The organism is Cytobacillus sp. FSL W7-1323 (assembly GCF_038595015.1).
GTDB classification, from domain to species: Bacteria; Bacillota; Bacilli; order Bacillales; family Cytobacillaceae; genus Cytobacillus; species Cytobacillus kochii.
In genome coordinates, this window is the sequence record NZ_CP151998.1 from 4,360,366 (window position 1) to 4,379,649 (window position 19,284).

11 protein-coding genes are annotated in these 19,284 nt (G+C 34.8%); 6 read left to right on the forward strand and 5 right to left on the reverse strand.

Annotated elements, in window-relative coordinates; all coding sequences use genetic code 11:
- Position 1: 1 nt before the first annotated feature.
- From MKX67_RS22125 to MKX67_RS22140, 4 genes are all read right to left on the reverse strand, one after another.
- A complete protein-coding gene (locus tag MKX67_RS22125; RefSeq protein WP_342488770.1) occupies positions 2–8,146 on the reverse strand; it encodes an amino acid adenylation domain-containing protein in 8,145 nt (2,714 codons plus the stop codon).
- A 14-nt stretch (positions 8,147–8,160) separates the two neighbouring features.
- On the reverse strand, positions 8,161–9,402 hold the full coding sequence (fabF, locus tag MKX67_RS22130) for a beta-ketoacyl-ACP synthase II (protein WP_307316500.1): 1,242 nt from the start codon (positions 9,400–9,402) through the stop codon (positions 8,161–8,163).
- Between the two features lie 61 nt (positions 9,403–9,463).
- A complete protein-coding gene (locus tag MKX67_RS22135; protein ID WP_342488771.1) occupies positions 9,464–11,026 on the reverse strand; it encodes an NAD(P)-binding domain-containing protein in 1,563 nt (520 codons plus the stop codon).
- A gap of 16 nt (positions 11,027–11,042) precedes the next feature.
- Positions 11,043–12,308 carry a cation:proton antiporter gene (locus MKX67_RS22140; RefSeq protein ID WP_095371506.1) on the reverse strand — a complete coding sequence of 422 codons (1,266 nt, stop codon included), beginning with the start codon at positions 12,306–12,308 and terminating at the stop codon, positions 11,043–11,045.
- Positions 12,309–12,473: 165 nt separating this feature from the next.
- Here MKX67_RS22140 and MKX67_RS22145 point away from each other — a divergent pair, with 165 nt between their 5' ends.
- The 5 genes from MKX67_RS22145 (at position 12,474) to MKX67_RS22165 (ending at position 17,692) form a co-directional block, all read left to right on the forward strand.
- On the forward strand, positions 12,474–13,172 hold the full coding sequence (locus tag MKX67_RS22145; protein WP_307316496.1) for a 4'-phosphopantetheinyl transferase superfamily protein: 699 nt from the start codon (positions 12,474–12,476) through the stop codon (positions 13,170–13,172).
- Positions 13,173–13,304: 132 nt separating this feature from the next.
- A complete protein-coding gene (locus MKX67_RS22150) occupies positions 13,305–14,036 on the forward strand; it encodes an ABC transporter ATP-binding protein (protein WP_095371504.1) in 732 nt (243 codons plus the stop codon).
- A complete protein-coding gene (locus tag MKX67_RS22155; protein WP_342488772.1) occupies positions 13,999–16,467 on the forward strand; it encodes an FtsX-like permease family protein in 2,469 nt (822 codons plus the stop codon). The genes MKX67_RS22150 and MKX67_RS22155 overlap by 38 nt, the downstream gene beginning before the upstream one ends.
- Before the next feature lie 60 nt (positions 16,468–16,527).
- Positions 16,528–17,028 carry a PadR family transcriptional regulator gene (locus MKX67_RS22160; protein WP_095371502.1) on the forward strand — a complete coding sequence of 167 codons (501 nt, stop codon included), beginning with the start codon at positions 16,528–16,530 and terminating at the stop codon, positions 17,026–17,028.
- A 13-nt stretch (positions 17,029–17,041) separates the two neighbouring features.
- Positions 17,042–17,692, forward strand: a complete 651-nt coding sequence (locus tag MKX67_RS22165; RefSeq protein ID WP_095371501.1) for a hypothetical protein — start codon at positions 17,042–17,044, stop codon at positions 17,690–17,692.
- Positions 17,693–17,861: 169 nt separating this feature from the next.
- Here MKX67_RS22165 and MKX67_RS22170 read toward each other — a convergent pair whose 3' ends face one another.
- A complete protein-coding gene (locus MKX67_RS22170; RefSeq protein WP_233435182.1) occupies positions 17,862–18,359 on the reverse strand; it encodes a MerR family transcriptional regulator in 498 nt (165 codons plus the stop codon).
- 431 nt (positions 18,360–18,790) lie between these two features.
- Here MKX67_RS22170 and MKX67_RS22175 point away from each other — a divergent pair, with 431 nt between their 5' ends.
- On the forward strand, positions 18,791–19,207 hold the full coding sequence (locus tag MKX67_RS22175) for a DUF2798 domain-containing protein (RefSeq protein ID WP_342488773.1): 417 nt from the start codon (positions 18,791–18,793) through the stop codon (positions 19,205–19,207).
- The last annotated feature ends 77 nt before the right edge of the window (positions 19,208–19,284 follow it).

Here is a 19,284-nt window from a genome sequence, read left to right on the forward strand (position 1 = left end):
TTCACTCCTTTCCACTATAAGTAACTGTTCTTTTTATTCGCTCAACTTTTCTCACAGCTACGGTCTTATTACCACTTTGACATGATTTTAGAGAAAGATAGGCCGTTAAGCTTCGTATCGTAGGGTATTTAAAAATATCAATTAAGGATAAATCCTTGCCAATTTCATCTTTTACAGCGGCAATCATACGTACAATTAGCAAAGAATAGCCACCCAATTCAAAGAAATTATCATCGGGACGTATCACTTTTCCTGGTAGAAGATGATCCCATATTCTTTTCATATCCTTTTCCATATTTGTTTGAAAAGAATAAGAGCCAGTGATGTGTTCCTGTTGACTAGACCAAGCCATTAACTTCGATACATCTACTTTTCCATTTTTCGTAACAGGAATTTCTGGTATGGATATAAATTTATTAGGTATCATCGACAATGTCAGTACTTCTCTCAACCGAATCCGTAGTTCATTCGGATTAAACATTTCCTTGTTTACTACAACAAAAGCAATTAAGTGAACATCGTCATCTGTATTTACATCTATTACTGCACAATCAGTGATTTGAGTTTCATTAACGATAGCAGCTGCTACTTCATTCTTATCTACTCTTACACCTCTTATTTTTATTTGATGATCTTTCCTACCCAAAATCTCAATTAATCCATCTGGACGATATCTCCCCAAATCACCTGTCCTATACAACACATCATCTGAAGAACCTGACCATTTATGTTGTTCAAATATCTTGTCTCGGGAATTAATATAGCCCTTAGACATATAAGGTGTTCTTATTGTAATTTCACCCATTTCACCAACTCCACATTGATCACCACTTTTATTCACAATAAGAAGTTGAGCATCAGAAATAGGGCTACCAATAGGCATTACTGTATTACTTTGTAATGCTGAATCGATGGGACAACTGCTCTTGGCTAAAGTTGTTTCCGTTTGACCGTAAAAATTATTGACCTGGGCACATGTTACCTCTCTCCACTTCTCTACCAAATAATCAGGTAACGGTTCACCGGCAAAAAATATGTGCCTTAATGAAGGCAATTTTATCTTCAAACCGCTTCTAAACCAGTGCATGGTAATAGACGGGACAGCGTGAAGGAGCGTGATTTTTTTCTCATTGAGCCAATGAAAAATATCTTCCTCCTCATCCTCTACAGGTACACAAACTGTAGATCCACTTGTTAACGGTAAAAATATATCACGTAAGTATACATCAAACGTTGTATGAGTCAGCTGGGCACTTCTATCTTCATTACTGACACTAAAATGGTTTCTTTGCCAATTGAGAAAATGTGAAAGGCTATTATGAGATCCTAATATTCCTTTCGGTTGACCTGTAGTACCTGAAGTAAAGAATATATAAGCATTGTCATGATTGATAGGTTTCATACTTCTTGAATTCTCCAACCTATTAACAAACTCATCTACATGGTATGTAGCGAGAGTACTAATTGAAAAAACGCTCTGATGAATGCCTAAATTGTCAATAAGAATAATAGCCTTAGCTTTTGACTGCTCAATCATTTGAGTAACCCGTTGTGCAGGTAGTTCATTATCAATATTTAAAAATGTTGCGCCTGCCTTTAATACACCTACGATTGTGCCTATCATCGAATAACTTCTTTTGCCTTGAATAGCAATAACATCCCCTGGTTTAATGCCACATCTTCGTAAACCAACGCTCACTTTATTAGAATAATTAGATAATTGCGTATACGAGTAAAATTTATTACCTTCTTCCACGGCGATTTTCTCGGGCGTGTTCTTTGCCCAATATTCAACCTGTTCGGTAACAGAAGGATAGCTTTTTTTGTACAGTGGTTTCTCTGGGTTAGGTAATATTTTTTTTGATTTTCCCGTCATTAAACTCGGTTGTAGGATCGATTGTTCTTTGTTAGCGATAAAAGTATTTAATAGACTCAAGTATTGTTCAAAAAAGTCTTCCATTCGCTCAACTGAAAATAAATGATTTTGATAAGCTATACTGAATTTAAATTGATCTGCTGTCTCTTCAATATATAAAGTCATCAGGAATTTAGACGTTATATCCGCTACTTCTAGGTCAGCTATTTCCTCACCATGAACGCTGAACGTTTTTTGCTCTTCAAACTTCCGATAATTTATTAATATGTCAAATAACGGATTCCGGTCTATATTTCTTTCAGGTTGAACAGCCTCAACAATTTGTTCAAAAGGAATATCTTGATTTTCGAATGCGCCCAAGACAATTGCTTTTGTCTTCATTAAAAACTCGGTAAAACTCAAATGCTCATTGATATCCGCTTTAAGTGGTAGCGTATTTAAATATAACCCTACTGCCTTTTCTAATTCGGTATTACTTCTATTAATAATCGGTGTACCTAGAGTAATTTCCTTTTGCCCACTTAAGCGGGATAAAAGAACATAAAATGCACTCAAGAAAAACATAAATGGGGTTACTTTATTGCTTCTAACAAAAGCCCTAATTTCATTGGCTTTATTCAAATCAATTTTTTTGTGAATCGTATGATTATATCTTGTGTTATTTTCTAAATGATCCATTGGAAGCTGAATAATTGGAATATCTTCATTAAATATCTTTTTCCAATATTCTAGTTGATGTTGGATTTTACTCTGCTTATTAGACAACCAATAAGTATAATCTAAATACTGAATTGGCTCTTCTGCAAAACAATCCTCATTCCCCATATAAACTTGAATAAGCTCATTTTTTAGTACATTTATAGACCAACCGTCACAAATAATATGGTGAAGTATTAGTACGAAGATATCTCGTTCCTCACATCGCAAAACACTTCCTCTAATTAACGGAGGGTCTTCTAGGTTAAATTTCATTTTCATCTCAAGATTAATGCACTCTTGTAAAGTAGCCTCACTTGCCTCTATAACCTTCACACACTGTTCATATCCAGGAATGACCTTCTGAAAAGGAAAACCATCGATTTCTAAAAATTGAGTCCTCAATGATTCATGCCGAATAATAAGTTTGTTTATTGCATCATTTAAACGATTTATATCAAACCTGCCAGTTGATTTTAAGATAAGCGGAAGGTTATAACTCGTATTATCTGTATTTAATTTTTCTAAAAACCAAATTCTTTGCTGTGCATCAGTCAAAGGATGCCAATCTTGTCTATCTGCTACCTTAACAATCGGTGACAATTCTGAAATAGAAGTAGAAGCTTGAATCAAATTGGATAATTGTTTAACTGTAGGATTTTCAAATAATGATCGTACGGTTAAAGAGATTTGAAAGGCTTTGTTTATTTGCGAGATAATCTGTACGCCTAATAAGGAATGGCCGCCTAATTCAAAAAAATGATCATTCAGTCCAACAGAATCAATGCCTAATCTTTCACTCCAAATATCTGCTACTTTTTTCTCTATCTCACTTTCAGGAATTGCGTAATCCTGATTAATCATAAGATGTTCCGCATTGGGTTGAGGAAGAACTTTTCTATCTACTTTTCCATTTGCATTCAGCGGAAAACTCTCTAACTTCATATAATAGGCAGGTATCATATAAGAAGGTAAGTGTTCTGTTAGATGTTCTCTTATATCAAAAGCCTGCTTATCTTCACCTACATTTAAAATGTAATAACAACTTAATTGCTGTCCATTTGCAGTGACAATGGCTTCTTTTATAAAATCTAAAGCTGCAATACTACTTTCTATCTCTCCAAGTTCTACTCTCATTCCTCGAATTTTAATTTGATTATCATCTCTTCCAAGGAACATAATCTCGCCATGTTCATTTAAATATCCTCTGTCCCCTGTTCTATACATCTTCTCCCCTTCAAAAAAAGGATCAGCAACAAAGGACTCATTTGTTTTTTTAGGGTCATACAAATAGTCTCTGGCAAGACCAATGCCAGCTATATAAAGATCTCCTGGGACCCCATATGGAAGTGGATTTAATTGATGATCAAGCACGTATACCCGATTATTATCAATAGGGCGTCCAACTGATACAATATCTGTTTCAAATTCGTCATCAGGCGTGCAATCATAGCACGTTGAATCAATAGATACCTCTGTTGCTCCCCAGGTATTAAATAATTTACCAGGCATTTTTTCGTAGAATTTTTTGACCAATGAAGCCTTTAATGCTTCGCCACTAGAAACAACAACCCTTAAATTAGATAATTTCTCTTTCTGCAAAGGTGTGATTTCTTCAATAACCATCTTGAGCATACTTGGCACAAATTGTAGCAGAGCCACCTTGTATCGTATTGCATATTCGATAATACTTGTCGGTTCACGATGTGCACCTGCAGGAATGAATGCGACTGCTCCTCCTATCATCAATGGCCAGAAAAACTCTACTGCTGAATCATCGAAAGTTAAAGTTGTCTTCTGCAAGGCTACTTCATTTTCTTGTAGTTTATGTTTATTTTGCATCCAACACATACGATTAACCCAACCCCTATGTGTACTACTCACTCCTTTAGGGGCCCCAGTTGATCCCGAAGTATAATATACAGATACCAAATGATCTGGAGATATTTTCACCGTTGGCTTTTCACTCTTGTAGGTACTGAAAGAATCTATTAATTCATATTCTATAAATGTAGTATTTGTAGCTGCTAATCCCTTTTCATCTGTGATACAAACAATTGATTTAGCACTTTTTAATAAACTATACACACGTTGTACAGGTGCTTCCTTATCGATTGGCAAATAGGCGCCTCCTGCCTTTAAAATACCAAGCATAGCAACCACAAGCCCCAACGACCTATCCATCCTTAACCCTACCGGTTGATCAGGTTGCACACCTCTTTCTATCAAAACATGTGCTAATTGATTGGCGCGCTTATCTAGTTCTTCATAAGTTAAAATCTCATTTTCGAAAATTGCTGCAGTAGCAGAAGGTGTTCTTTTGACCTGTTCTTCAAAAAGCTCATGTAGGCAACAGTTAGGAAAATCCACCTTCGTATTATTTAAATCTACTATTAACTCCCTTTTACTCTCTTCCTTAATGATAGAAATATCTTTAATTTTAATCTGCGTGTTTTCCATCACCGATTGAAGGATTTGAAGAAAAATATTATTATATTGCTTCATAATCTTTTCACTAAATAAATCACTTCTATATTCCCACTTGCCTAGATATTCTGCCCCTTCTTTTTTAATAAATAATGTTAAATCGAATTTCGATAAACCATTAAAAACAGATTTAATGGGACTGAGGTTTAAATCTTCAACTGTAACATCTGTATTTGGCATTTCTTCAAAAGCAAACATATATTGAAAGAAAGGACTTCCAAACAACTTCCTATTAGGCCTAACCTCTTCAACAACCTTTTCAAAAGGAACATCATCATTTGAAAACACATTCATCGCTTTATTTTTTATTTGCTTTAAGAATTGTTCAAAGCTGTGATCATTATCTATTTCATTTCGTATAACAACCGTATTAACAAATAAGCCGATAATGTCTTCAAAATTTGCTTGCTTTCTTCCGGCCACAGGGGACCCTACAGAAATATCATGTTCACCTGAAAGTCTATGTAGAAATATAATATAAATAGCCAAAAATACAGTGTACACCGTTACATCTTTATGCTTGCAATAGTTTTTTAGCTCCTTTATTATTCCTTCTGGTAATGAAAAGGTAATCTCTTCACCTTGCATTGAATTGGATTGCTTTTGCTTACCAGCTGATAAGTTTACTATCGGTTGCTCTTTTTCTAGTTCCTTTTTCCAAAAGGCAAGTTGCTCATCCATATATGGCTGATTCCAATGGGCAGATTGCATTGAAATATAATCTTGGTATGTTACCTTCGTTTTTTCTTTCAATTCTTTTTCTTGAATATATGATTGATAATGTCTAAAGAGCGCTTGAATAAAAACATGATCAGACCAACCATCTGAAATGATATGATGGAAATTAAAATAAAAAATATGCGTATTTTCTGCTAATTTATAAAGCTTGAATCGAAAAACCCTTTCTTTTTGTATATAGAAAGGAATTTTTGCATCGATTTTCATAAAATTAACTGCCTGTTCTCTTGCCAATTCTAATGGATAGTCTGACAGATCAACTTCCGATACAGTTATACCTTCAATAACTTCTTTATATTGGTAAGGTTCTCCATCCTTGTCACCAAACCGGTAGGAAAAAATATCATTTTCTATACATGTTTGATGGAGACTCGCCTTTAAACCAGCAGTATCCAAGAACCCATTGATTTCTATATAATGAGGTAAATTATATAGAGGACTGTCACCATCCAATTTATTTAAAAACCATAAACGTTTTTGTGCATCAGATAGGCAAGATGCTTCGCCTTTCTGTACTTCTTTGCATACCAACTCCTCATTTTTACCACCCTGATACTTTTCATTTATGAGAATAGATAATTGTCTTATGGTCTTTGCTTCGAAAACATCTTTTATAGTAAGGAAAAGGTTAAATGTTCCATTAATTCTTCCTACTAATCTTGCTACGAAAAGAGAGTTACCACCTAATTTGATAAAAGGCGTATCCATATCAACAGCCTCTAAGTATAGAAGTTGTTTCCAAATCCCAGCCACCTTTTGCTCCGTTACATTGGTAGGGACACTTTCTATATTGCTTCTATAAGGAGTTGGCAGCTTTTTCCTATCGACTTTTCCATTTAATGATAATGGAATAGATTCCACTTCTATAAATACGGAAGGAATCATATGTTCAGGCAACTTAGTATTAAGATAATCTCTCAATTCAGACTCCTCGAGCACAAAACCTTTACTAAATTGCACATATGCTACTATACTCATTTCACCAGATTGGTCCCACGGTGTTGCTATGCACTTTTTTATTTCTTTTCTTTTTTCTAGAGAAGCTTCAATTTCTCCAAGTTCAACTCGAAAACCACGAACCTTTACTTGAAAATCTTTTCTTCCTATATATTCTATTGCTCCGTCTGACCTTTCCTTACACCAGTCCCCTGTTTTATATAAACGACCCCTCTCTTTATTTGGATGATGTATAAAGGAATGTCTAGTTAATTCCTCTCTGTTGTAATAGCCTCTTGCAAGGCCAATCCCTCCGATATATAATTCGCCACTCTCACCAGGAACAACTGGTGCCAGATTTTCATTTAAAATATATAATTGAGTATTACTTATCGGATAACCAATAGGTACAACTCTTTCACTTTCATCACCCGTACATTTCCAAAATGAAACATCTATTGCAGCTTCTGTTGGACCATAGTAGTTATATAAATTGGTATTTTCATATTTAGAAAAAAAATCTAATTCAATTTTCTTTGTTAGGGCTTCACCACTGCAAATCACCCTTTTCAATGATGTTATCTGTTTAGCTGGAATTACTTCAAGAAAGACAGATAACATGGACGGGACAAAATGTATGGTTGTTACGTTCTGTTCTTTAATTAAATTCAACAAGTAAGTGGGATCTTTATGTCCTCCTGGCTTAGCCAGTACGATAGCTGCACCGGTCATTAATGGCAAAAAGATTTCCCATACTGAAACATCAAAACTGTACGGGGTTTTCTGGAGTACTCTATCGGCAGTTCCTAAGACATGTTCATTCTGCATCCACTGTAAGCGGTTGTTTAATGCTTGATGTGTATTTGCCACTCCTTTAGGTTCTCCTGTTGAGCCCGAAGTGTAAATAATATACATTAAACGATTATTATCTCCTTGTACCAAAGGGGATTCTCCAGAGTGAACTTTCCATTTCTCCTCATCTACTAGAATTTTTTTATTTATTAATTGATTCATTGCTATAAATAAGTTTTCTTTTTCTTTTGAGGTAATTAAAAATGGAGAATGAATATCCTCCACCATATATGAGAGCCTATCTGATGGGTAATCTGAATCTAACGGCACATAAGCGCCTCCTGCTTTTAAAATACCTAAAAGCGTAATCACCATATTAAAGGAACGATCTAAACATACAAGCACAGGTTCTTCAGGCTGAAGACCTTCACTGAGTAGATAATTTGCCAACTGATTTGCTTTTTGATTTAAATCAGCATATGACATAGCTTTGTTTTCAAAAATAATTGCAGGAAGGTTAGGTGTTTGAATCGCTTGCATTTCAATTAATTCATGAATACTTTTCTCACTGTTTGGAAAATTTATTTCAGCTGATGATGAACCCATCTTCGTTATATCCATAATCCACCCTCCCTTTACTCATTCCATTCTTTCGCTACTAAACTTGCGTTATGACCACCAAACCCAAATGAGTTACTCAAAGCCACTTTTACCTGTTTCGCTAATGCCTCATGTGGGACAAAGTTAAGATTTAATTCAGGATCAATATGATCACAATTGATTGTAGGATGTATAAGATTTTCCCTTATAGAGCAGATACTTGCTACTAGTTCAACCGCTCCTGCTCCCCCCAATAAATGGCCTGTCATTGATTTTGTTGCACTTATAGGAATATTTGTTGCTGCTTCTCCCCACAGTTTTTTAATGGCCATGGTTTCATAATAATCATTGTATTTTGTACTCGTACCATGAGCATTGATATAATCAATTTCAGAGAGTTCTACGCCAGCATCCTCAATAGCTTTCTTCATTGACATCATCATTCCCTCAGCATTTGGGTCAGGAGCAGTCTGATGATAGGCATCTGAAGTAGAGCCATATCCAGCGATTTCAGCAAGAATAGTAGCCCCTCTGTTTCTTGCAAAATCTTCAGACTCAAGAATAAGAACTCCCCCACCACTTCCTAGTACAAATCCATCCCTATCTTTATCAAATGGTCTACTTGCACCTTGTGGGTCGTCATTTCTAGTTGATAACGCTTTAATATTAGAAAATCCCGCAAGATCTAATGGGGTCAAATCTCCTTCTGCTCCGCCAACAATCATTACATCCGCTTCACCCCACTGGATTGCTCTTAAACCTTCACCTATACAATTTGTACCCGTGGCACAAGCAGTAACAAAGGCTCCACTCTTCCCTTTAGCCCCAGTTAATAAAGTGATTTCACTAGAGGCTGCATCTACTACCATAGATGAAACAAGATAGGGGCTGACCCTTTTAGCCCCTCGTTCAATCAGCCTTTTATCATTTTCTAATACTGTCTTGAGCCCACCAGAACCCGAACCAACGATTACACCTATCCGATAGGGGTCAATATTTTGTAAGGGCAAACGCGATTGTTTGAGTGCCTCTTTTGTCGCAATTAATGCATATTGAGTATATGCATCCATACGTTTAATTTCCTTACTATTAAAATAGTCTTCGGCTTGGTAATCTTTGATTTGTGCTGCAAACTTAGTAGTAAAATGCTCGGTATCAAAATTAGAAATGGGCTCTACCCCACTTTTACCACGAATTAAATTTGCCCAAAATTGCTCTACCCCAATTCCAATAGGAGTTACAACGCCCATTCCGGTTACAACTGCTTTTTGTTTCAATTTTTATCCTCCCTAATTACTGCAAAAATAGATTTTTAAACTTGTAAAAAAAATCAATAGTCTAGTAGGATAATGACGACTCTTTTTCCACTGCATTTGTCACTATCTCTTTTATTACTGGAACATAAAGATCAGCATCAAATTTTGATTCCAAATGTTCTTCCAAGTCATATTTAATTATTTCGTCACCTTGTTTCACTCTAATAACTGGATGAATATGCACACTTTGTGTAGCATCCCCTGGTACTCTTGGAATACTAAATGTTTCTTCAAATTTACTAATGTCCCCATATTCCAGCGAAATAAAGATGGTTAATTCATTAGTGTTCAATGTTGAATCTTTGAATTCATTAATTGTCCGATGACCATTTTCATACCAATGCTGCCCATCAAATTTTAATTGATAGCCAACATATCCAGGCTGAAGCCATAATTCTGGCGATTCATTCAACTCATCTAGTATTCTCTTTGATGGATCTTGTTCTAATGATTTTTCCATTTTGCTGATATTAAATTTTTCAGCTAGATGGTTCGCAAGTATTTGTGAGTTATAACGGAATCCGTGAATAAATCCACTTGTAGAATATCCTCTATAATCTAGACCATGTGTTTGTGCTCCTGCAAAATACAAATTGGATACCTCTGTCGATTCAAATACCCCATTAATCGATGGGAATTTTTTATGCAACAACTGGATGTTAAAATCCTTTATCAGTTGATCTATATTTGACTTAAAGCCTGTTGCTGCAATTACTTCATTGAAGAAAAGTGTTTCAACTTCACCGTCTGCATGAATATATTCAACGGTTACATTAAAACCTGTTGCTACTTTCTCTATACTCTTTATATGGCAATCAAGCAGTGCTGCTTGATGTTTAAGTTGATAGTTTTCTGCAAAAATCGAATTAACCGCTCGGATATTTCCAACATAGTGGGTTTTGTAAGCCATTTTTGCTGAGGAAGGGCTTGCTACCATAATCACATTCGCTTCATTTAATATCTCCTGTGTACATTCAAGTCCACTATTGCCTTTCCCTAAGATTAGAACACGCTTGTCCCTGTATAATTCTTTTGTTTTCATATTTTCATACATGGTTATATGCTCTATTCCCTCTATTTTTGGGATAACAGGTTTTAGACCTGTTGCTACAACAACTGCTTTGCTTGTAAAAGTTCCTTTAGTAGTAATGACCTCAAATAACCCTTGTTCTGTTTTATTCGTTTGAATCCACTGAGTATCATAACTAATCGGGATATTACATTCGTCAATAAGATCATTTAACATATCAACAATTGCTTTCCTATTTGGATAAAAATCCTGGCTATAATTTCTCATTAATATATTCTTCTCTTTTGTAATTAAGCTATTCCAATCGAACCTTTCTGCATATCGGCTTTTAAATGGTTTACCAGTATACAATTTATTATTACTAATAAGTTTTTCGTGAACGGGATACTTTGTGAAGCTATATCCAGCTCTGTTAAAAGCCTCTAGAACAACCATATTAGGTTCAGCCCCATTTTCTCTACATATCTCTGAATAAGTAAGTGCCGTTTGTATTCCACCAGGTCCTCCACCAATAATTAATACATCATAGATATGATTGTCCATTTTTACTTCCATATATAAATCTCTCCTTTTATTTTATTGTGATAGTATTTGAAGGTAGCGCCTTCTTGAATTTGAATTTTTCCGAAAAATGATAAGCAGGTAACGCCATCGCAGTCGTGATAATTGCCATCCAAACCATTAAACTAAATAAGTCTTGAGAAATAATGTTATATGTTAAGCCAACATTAAGTACGATTAATTCCATTAATCCTCTGGCATTCATTAATGAACCTACCCCTGATGACTCCCTCCATCCAAATCCAGCTGCCCTCATAGTAATCAAACAGCTAGCATATTTACTGATAGATGAAAAAATAAGAATGATTAAAAACATGATGAGCAGCGAGACGTTCAGTGTAGTAAATTGCGTGTTGATCCCAGAGTACGTAAAGAAAATGGGGACAAGGAAGACCACTACAATGTCTTCTAATTTTGAGCGAACCTGCTGTTCAAACACTTTATTCTTAGGCATAATGAGCCCCATCATAAAACCACCAAATACTGAATACACCCCTATATAATCAGTAAATGCTGCTGCACTTAAAACGAGGACAAGTATCAGCGCTAAAAGCCCCTGATGCATCTTTCCTGTTTCTACTACGCTTACAAATATTCTCTCTAGTAATGGTTTACATACTTTAAATAAAACAATGACAAAGATTATAGTTCCGAGAAATGTCACTCCTCCACCTTTGAGGGAATTTGTCTCTACTAAAGCAATAACTGCAGCTAGCGACAACCAACCTAAGACATCTATCACACTCGCAGATAAAAGTGTAATCCCACCTATTTTTGTCTTCATCATGTTTTTTTCTTGGAGAATACGTGCCAACATAGGAAAAGCTGTCATGGAAACTGCAATGGCAATAAACAATGCAAAATGGAGGAAATTATCTCCTTGAAAGAAAGCATCCTTCAAAATAAAAGCCAAAGCGATTCCTGCTACAAAGGGTACCAAAAAACCTGATAGCGATAATTTTGCTGAGTTTCGATAAAACTTTTTATCATACTTTTTAAAATTAACCTCTATTCCAACTAGAAACATATAAAGTGCCAGTCCTAAATGACTAAACATGTACAGGATATTTTTAATATCAGCATCAAACAAATTTGCATACAGGCCCGGAAATACTGCTCCAAATAATGTTGGTCCTAATATTACCCCTGCTAACATTTCCCCTAATACACGTGGTTGTCCGACATAAGTGCATAGCCTTCCAACACTTCTGGAGGCAATCAATATTAGGATAAAAACTACTAACATTTTTATAAATATATGCATCTCATTTCCCATATCACGGCTCCTTTTCTTGTACTATTTCTCCTAAAGTTTAATAGTCTAAAGGGTTTCAAAAATCCGTATTTTACGCAAAATTAAATTGATTCTATTGCGTTATAGCCATATTTTAGTAAGTTATTAGTATGAGAATGTAAAATAAAAAAACGAGAAGGTGGGAAAATGGTTGTTTTTAAAGAGAAGATGCATCACATCATCGACGGGGAATGTGCCATATGGTTAATTGACCTGAGTAAAACATACACGGAACAATACAGTATACTTTCAGCAGTCGAAATCACTAAAGCCAATCAATTTATACATAAGACGGAAAGACATCGCTATTTAACCTGTAGATATGCACTTAGAAATCTGCTCGGGTATTATTTGCATACTCCTCCTGCTTCAATCCATATCCAATACTCTAAATACGGCAAACCGTACATATCTAACAAGCATAAACATCCTTATACTTTTAATATAAGCCACTCAAATAATTGGGCCTGTATTGCAATTAGTTTAAGCCATTCAGTTGGAATTGATATCGAGGAACTCAAACCTTACCAACTAGATATGAATGATACTGCTAAGCTATTCATGACCAATACAGAATTGGACCAGTTGAAGAAAATAGAATCAGATGGCGAACGAGCTTTCATCCACTGCTGGACACAAAAGGAATCCATACTAAAACATTTAGGTGTTGGTTTTTATACTGACCCTAAATTAATTCATACCATCATTTCAAAGGATGTTTGTTTAAGAAACTATCCTACCGATTCATTATTTTTAAATACTTACACTCTTTCCAGTTATATATTGTCGCTTTGTACATCACAGCCTGTCTCCCCCTTCTTTTATAAGTATGATTCATTCTTTTAGTGAAATGTTTTAACAGGGAGATTGAACTATTTTTATTAAAAATTGGCATTTAGTGTATACTCAGTATATATTAGTGGTATATACTGAGTATACAATATATATACTGAGTATATACTGAATAGGAGGCTTTATATGATTCAAATAGAAGGTATAAAGAAAACTTATGAAATTGGAAAGGAATCATACGAAGTATTAAAGGGCATTGATTTAACAATAAATGAAGGGGAATTTATTGCAATTATGGGACCCTCAGGTTCTGGAAAAAGTACGCTATTGAACCTTCTTGGTGGCCTTGACCAAGCGGATATTGGAAACATCCAAGTTAATCATGCAAAACTTCAAGACATGTCAGAAAAGGAAAGAACACTTTTCCGCAGAAAGAATATTGGATTTGTATTTCAGAATTATCAGCTTCTTCCTAACATGACAGTTGAAGAAAATATTGCTTTTCCTATGCACGCCGATCGTTTGCCAAAAGCAAGTATTCAAACAACTGTTACTAATCTCATCCAATCCACAAAACTGGAAGGCAAAGAAAAAAATTATCCTTCGCAATTAAGTGGTGGTCAACAACAACGTGTTTCTATAGCAAGAGCATTATCAATGGAACCAAAATTAGTACTCGCAGACGAACCGACTGGCAATCTTGACAGAAAAATGGGAACAGAAATATTAAGACTACTCTCTTCTCTTCACCAAGACCAGAAACTCACGATTATCATGGTTACTCATGATATGTATGCAGCAAGCTTTGCGAATCGTATTATTTTGTTAAAAGACGGAATGATTGAATCGGATATTAAGCAAGCAGAAGGCGGGGATCAAAATGCTATGGCTAGCATCATTACGAAACTTAATTCGTAAAAAATCACGTTCCTTCTTTACTTTATTGGCCATTCTCATTGGGATTACCACGATGTTCGCAGTTATCAGCACTGTCGAAACGGCAAAATATCTTACAACGGAGCAACTAAAGGAGTTCACAGGGAACGCTGATTATACTATCCATTCAACATCCAATACTTTTTCAGAAGAAATATTGGATGAAGTTGAAACAAACTCAGATATTAGTAGCATAACAGGGCTAGTCCATAGACAAACAAAAATTAATTTAGATAGTGCACATCATTCCGCTGAAAGCAATCTGAGATTAACCGGGCTTTCTTCCTTTGATAACGAGTTATTATCATTAGATGTCATTGCTGGTAACCTTGATCAAAAGGGCATTATTATATCAGAGACTACCGCCGAATTGTGGAATCTACGCGCAGGAGAAATATTGAATATACAACTTCCTAAAGGTAATAAAGATGTAGCCATATCAGCAATTGTAGCTGATACAGCTTTGTTGGAAGGTCCAGCAAGCTGGAATGAGGCAAGTAATAAGAATTGGCGAGCTCTTACAACTTTAGATAATATTCAAGAATTGTATAATGCACCAAACCAAATTGGTGAAATAAGAATAAAGTTTAAAGAGAATGTGGAACAAATAAGCAGTATAACAGCAATAAAGGACAGCTTACAAAATGAAGAACTCATATTTCAAAAGGTCGTTTTAGATGAAAGACAAACCAATCAATTAGAAGAGTTGTATTTCATGCTTTATGCCATTGGTGGACTCGCCATGCTTATTGGGGCTTTCATTTTATACAACACCCTTTATGTTAGTGTATCGGAACGAAAGAATGAAATAGCCATCATGAAGACTGTCGGCTATACACCTAATCAAGTCAAAATCCTATTTCTTATGGAAGTCTTATATCTCGTAATTATTGGACTTATTCTTGGCATTCCAGCAGGGTTTATGCTAGCAAACTTGCTCCAAGATGGGTTATTCGGTTCTTTCCAAACAAACATTGAAGTCAAAATGCAATTCATGTATGCACTTCCCCTTTCCATTTTATTAGGTATTATCATACCTATGCTCGCATCTTTAATTCCAGTTACTTATGCTAGCAAAGTAGATGTAATTAGTAGTTTAAAGTCCATACCTACTGAAAAGGTCAGCGGTCAAAAAAAGCGAACGATCATTGGGTGTATTGTATTATTAGGTGTGTTTATTCCTCATGCCATATCCATCGTTTTTCTTTTAGTAGCTGTTATACTTCTATATCCTATAATGATGAAGGCTTTGACGATTCTCTTTTCTAAAACTTCATTTTTGGGATACGAGGGAAGTATTGCCGGAAAGAGCACATTACTTACATTAAATCGTTCTTCAAATATGTCATTAATTCTTGCAATTGCTATTTGTCTTGGCTTACTCGTTTCATCTATCTTTACTTCTTTAGAACAAAACATAAGCCGAGATGTCATCCGTTCCTTTGGTGGTAATATTCAGTTTAGCAGCGAGACTCCGATCTCTAATGAAAAACTAGAACAGATTAGTCAGATGGATGGTGTAAAAGATGTTATGGCTTATAGCGAAAGCCAAGCCACTTGGAGCATAGGCGATGAGAATCGCCAATTTACAATGATAGAAGTGAAGAATGATTGGTATAGTAATAATCCTTTATTTTACGCTCATGAATCTGAGCAAAAGCAAATATTGGATGCACTTGAAGAAAAAGATACCATTTTACTAGGAGAATATGCGTTTCGTGAGTGGGGCGGAAAAATAGGCGATACTATGACTATTTATCAAAATGGAAAAGAAAACAGCTTAAGAGTTGTTGGGAAAGTTAATACAACACAATATGGTGGCTATACTGCGTTTATTTCAGAAGAGAATATCAACCAACTGCATCCAAATGTTTCTCCTTCTAAGGGATTAATAGTCTTAGATGAACATACAGATGAAAGCTCTGTAAAAAATGAACTTCTTAACACTTTTCCTTTTGATTTAAGCTCTGTACAGACTTTAAATGAAGAAATATCTAAACAAGAGCGTGCCCTTCCAGGCGTAAAATCACTCTTCAGTGGATTATTAATGATTGCTATCATCATAACGGGAATTGGTATATTAAACACATTAACAATGAATGTAATGGACCGAGTTAGGGAAATTGGCGTGATGAGAGCTATTGCTTTTACAAGATGGCAAATCTATAAAACCATCATAAGTGAAGGGCTTATTATTGGGTTAAACGGTATTTTGATTGGCATATTTCTTGGAATTGCCACAATCTATTTAAACGCCAAAACCTCAGAGGATATACTGATAGAATTTATTGTACCATTAGAGACAATACTTATTTCTATCATTTGTGGCTTAATTGTCAGCATAGCAGCTTCAGTATTACCTTCATATACAGTCAATAAAATAACGATATCAAAATCACTTAAACAAGATTAGATGGGGAGAATTTTTACAACTACCCATTCATATTATTAAAAAGAGGAAAGAGGAATTTATATGTCAGTAAAGCATGCCATATTGACGCTTTTATCCCAGTCTCCTCGCCATCGTTATGATTTAAAAGTCTCTTTCGAATCTATGGTTTATAAACAGTGGGATTTAAACGCTGGACAAATATATACAACGATTGATCGATTAATTAGAGATGAATTTGTACAAGAAGCACAAGAAAAAGAGTCAGAACTGAAAATTTATCGCATTACACCAAAGGGGAAAGCTGAGCTTCAAAAATGGCTATTGCTACCGGTTGAAAGCTCCCTTCTTCAAGATGAGTTTTACTTTAAATTACTTTGTGCAAAACAACTATCATTTAAAAATCTTGGCGAGATGATTAAACAACATAAGGAACTCATCATTAAAAACATCTTTCAATTACAACAACTAAGAAATAGTCACGTATTTTCTGAAGAAAATGAGGCCATTCATTATTTAATTGATGGTAAGATACTGCATCTTGAAGCTGACATGAAATGGATAGAAATGCTAACAGAAAATTAGGAGGGTTTACTAAATGGATTTTATTTTAGACCATAAATGGGAGTTTTTTATTGCTGCTGAAGTTATTTTCTGGATTTCAATACTATCTTTTCTCATTTTAAGATATTGGTTCAAGTTAAATAAGCTCAGTTTTCTTTTCTTCGGCATTTTTATAGTGAACGACCTATGGATTGCCACAATGGGCTTTATGGATTATATGAGAACTGGTGAATTTACAAGCTACCAGGTTGTTATATTAATTGTGATTGTATACGCATTTACCTATGGGAAATCAGATTTCAGAAAGCTTGATCGATTTATACAGAAAAAAGTAGCAAACTGGAGAGGCGAAACAATTAATATAGAAGATCAAGTAAAAGAGTTGGATGGAAAGGAATTTGCTGCTGTAGAAAGAAAACACTTTTTTATGCATCTTCTCATATTTTTAGGTGTGCATATTCTTTTAGCCCTTTTTCTTGGATTATCAAACCAATTCTCCACGATTAGTTCTATAGGGGACTTCTTTCAACAATGGTTTGCATCAAGTAACGCTGCGTTCCCTTTTGATCATTCAGCAACAAATAACTTAAGTAGGATTTGGACAATTATTTTAGTTATTGATGGATTAATTTCTTTTTCCTACACAATTTTTCCAAAAGAATCGAAAAAACACGCATCGTCATAATTAGAAATGATTTTCCATCACTTTATAAAACAAAAGTCCGTTTACCAGTTTTTTGAGGGTAATCGGGCTTTTTACTTACTTTTTTGAACCTATGATTCAAGCCATGCAAATATCAAAGTAATAATACATATGTTGAAAAATGGGCTCCTTCTTCCTAACAAATATCATACTATGTGATTTCTTTAAAGGTTAATGCTTTACTTCTTCTCTGGGTAGGGGTTGCATTCTTTTTCATCATTAAGACCTGGGCTAAATCATCAAACGTTATATGTTGTTCTAGTTGCATAAGAGAAGATAAATTTTGTAATTCTTTTAAAAGACCTTCCTGATTTTTTATCGCAATTTTCAACCGCTCTATATGAAGGTTAATGACTTTCTTAGGTGTGTAATCTTCATCTTTCAAAGTAGATTTAATCTCTTCGAGTGATAACCCCAAATCTTTCAGAGTAAGAATTTGAAATAAAATTAAAATGTCTTCCTCATCATATAACCTATGTCCAGATTCGGAATATTCAGATGGAGATAATAAACTAATTTGATCATAATATCGTAAAGTTCGAAACGTAAGCCCCGTTAGTTTTGATAAGTCTCCAACTGTCCAATATTTAGTCTTTTTAATGGTCATCCTCTCATTTCGCAATATTTTTTCATTGTGTAACTTTACCATAACATATTCCTCAACATTCAATATAGTAGTTATTTATAAATTTTAAATATTTAGTTAAAAAGCAAATTCGTAATGGAAAGCTTCCATCGCTATTTATTAAACAATTTCTCAACTTCAATTTTCTCTCCTTCTATGGACAAATGAAAAATGCCCTCAAAAGAACGGTTTTAACGAGAGCCCTATTAGTTAAACTTATATGTTTTATTTTTAAACTAGCAAAACTAATTTCATAACCTTTAAAAACCCCCAAAAGATATATAAGGAAATGAAATCTCTTAGTAAAATTCACAAATATGTCACTTATGAAGAAAAATTTGAACCGATATAATTACATTTATTCTCTTAAAAGAAAGGTTGTTTTTCATTTGCCTAGTAATAAAAAAGAAGGCCTTATTTTTGGCCTATTCATGTGTTTTGGGATGGTTTTAATCATGTCCGTTTACAACTCAGCTTTACACGGCTTTTCATCGTATAGCTTAGGTAGTGCATTGATTCAATTTGCAATAACTTTTATTGTTGCTTTTATCGCAGAGTCTTTCGTTGAGCCAGTCGCACACAAACTTGCAAGGTCTCTACCTTATGACCAATCAAAAGAATTCAACTTTATTATTGTTTTTGCTTTTTGTATGGTTCCTATAATGGTTGCCATCATGTCAGCATACGGAATCATCTTGACCTTGATAACAACAGGGATTGAAGGTTCTATTTTTACCGCTTATCTAAAGACATTAGCCTTAAATATTATTGTTGCCCTTCCTTCACAGTTATTAATCGTTGGCCCTATCTCGAGGAAATTACTATGTAAATATATAAAACCGGCCATACAAAAACCCGAACTGAATGGATAAAAACAGGGTGGAGCAAAACTAAATGACCTAACTTCAAAACGAACAAAAACAAATTGTAATCTATAAAAAATCAATTG

Excerpts from the sequence above, each read along its gene's own strand:
- MKX67_RS22125 (WP_342488770.1), bottom strand. The coding sequence starts at position 8,146 with ATGGATATAACGAAGATGGGTTCATCATCAGCTGAAATAAATTTTCCA.
- MKX67_RS22135 (WP_342488771.1), bottom strand. The coding sequence starts at position 11,026 with ATGGAAGTAAAAATGGACAATCATATCTATGATGTATTAATTATTGGT.
- MKX67_RS22140 (WP_095371506.1), bottom strand. The coding sequence starts at position 12,308 with ATGGGAAATGAGATGCATATATTTATAAAAATGTTAGTAGTTTTTATC.
- MKX67_RS22145 (WP_307316496.1), top strand. The coding sequence starts at position 12,474 with ATGGTTGTTTTTAAAGAGAAGATGCATCACATCATCGACGGGGAATGT.
- MKX67_RS22150 (WP_095371504.1), top strand. The coding sequence starts at position 13,305 with ATGATTCAAATAGAAGGTATAAAGAAAACTTATGAAATTGGAAAGGAA.
- MKX67_RS22155 (WP_342488772.1), top strand. The coding sequence starts at position 13,999 with ATGCTATGGCTAGCATCATTACGAAACTTAATTCGTAAAAAATCACGT.
- MKX67_RS22160 (WP_095371502.1), top strand. The coding sequence starts at position 16,528 with ATGTCAGTAAAGCATGCCATATTGACGCTTTTATCCCAGTCTCCTCGC.
- MKX67_RS22165 (WP_095371501.1), top strand. The coding sequence starts at position 17,042 with ATGGATTTTATTTTAGACCATAAATGGGAGTTTTTTATTGCTGCTGAA.
- MKX67_RS22170 (WP_233435182.1), bottom strand. The coding sequence starts at position 18,359 with ATGGTAAAGTTACACAATGAAAAAATATTGCGAAATGAGAGGATGACC.
- MKX67_RS22175 (WP_342488773.1), top strand. The coding sequence starts at position 18,791 with ATGTCCGTTTACAACTCAGCTTTACACGGCTTTTCATCGTATAGCTTA.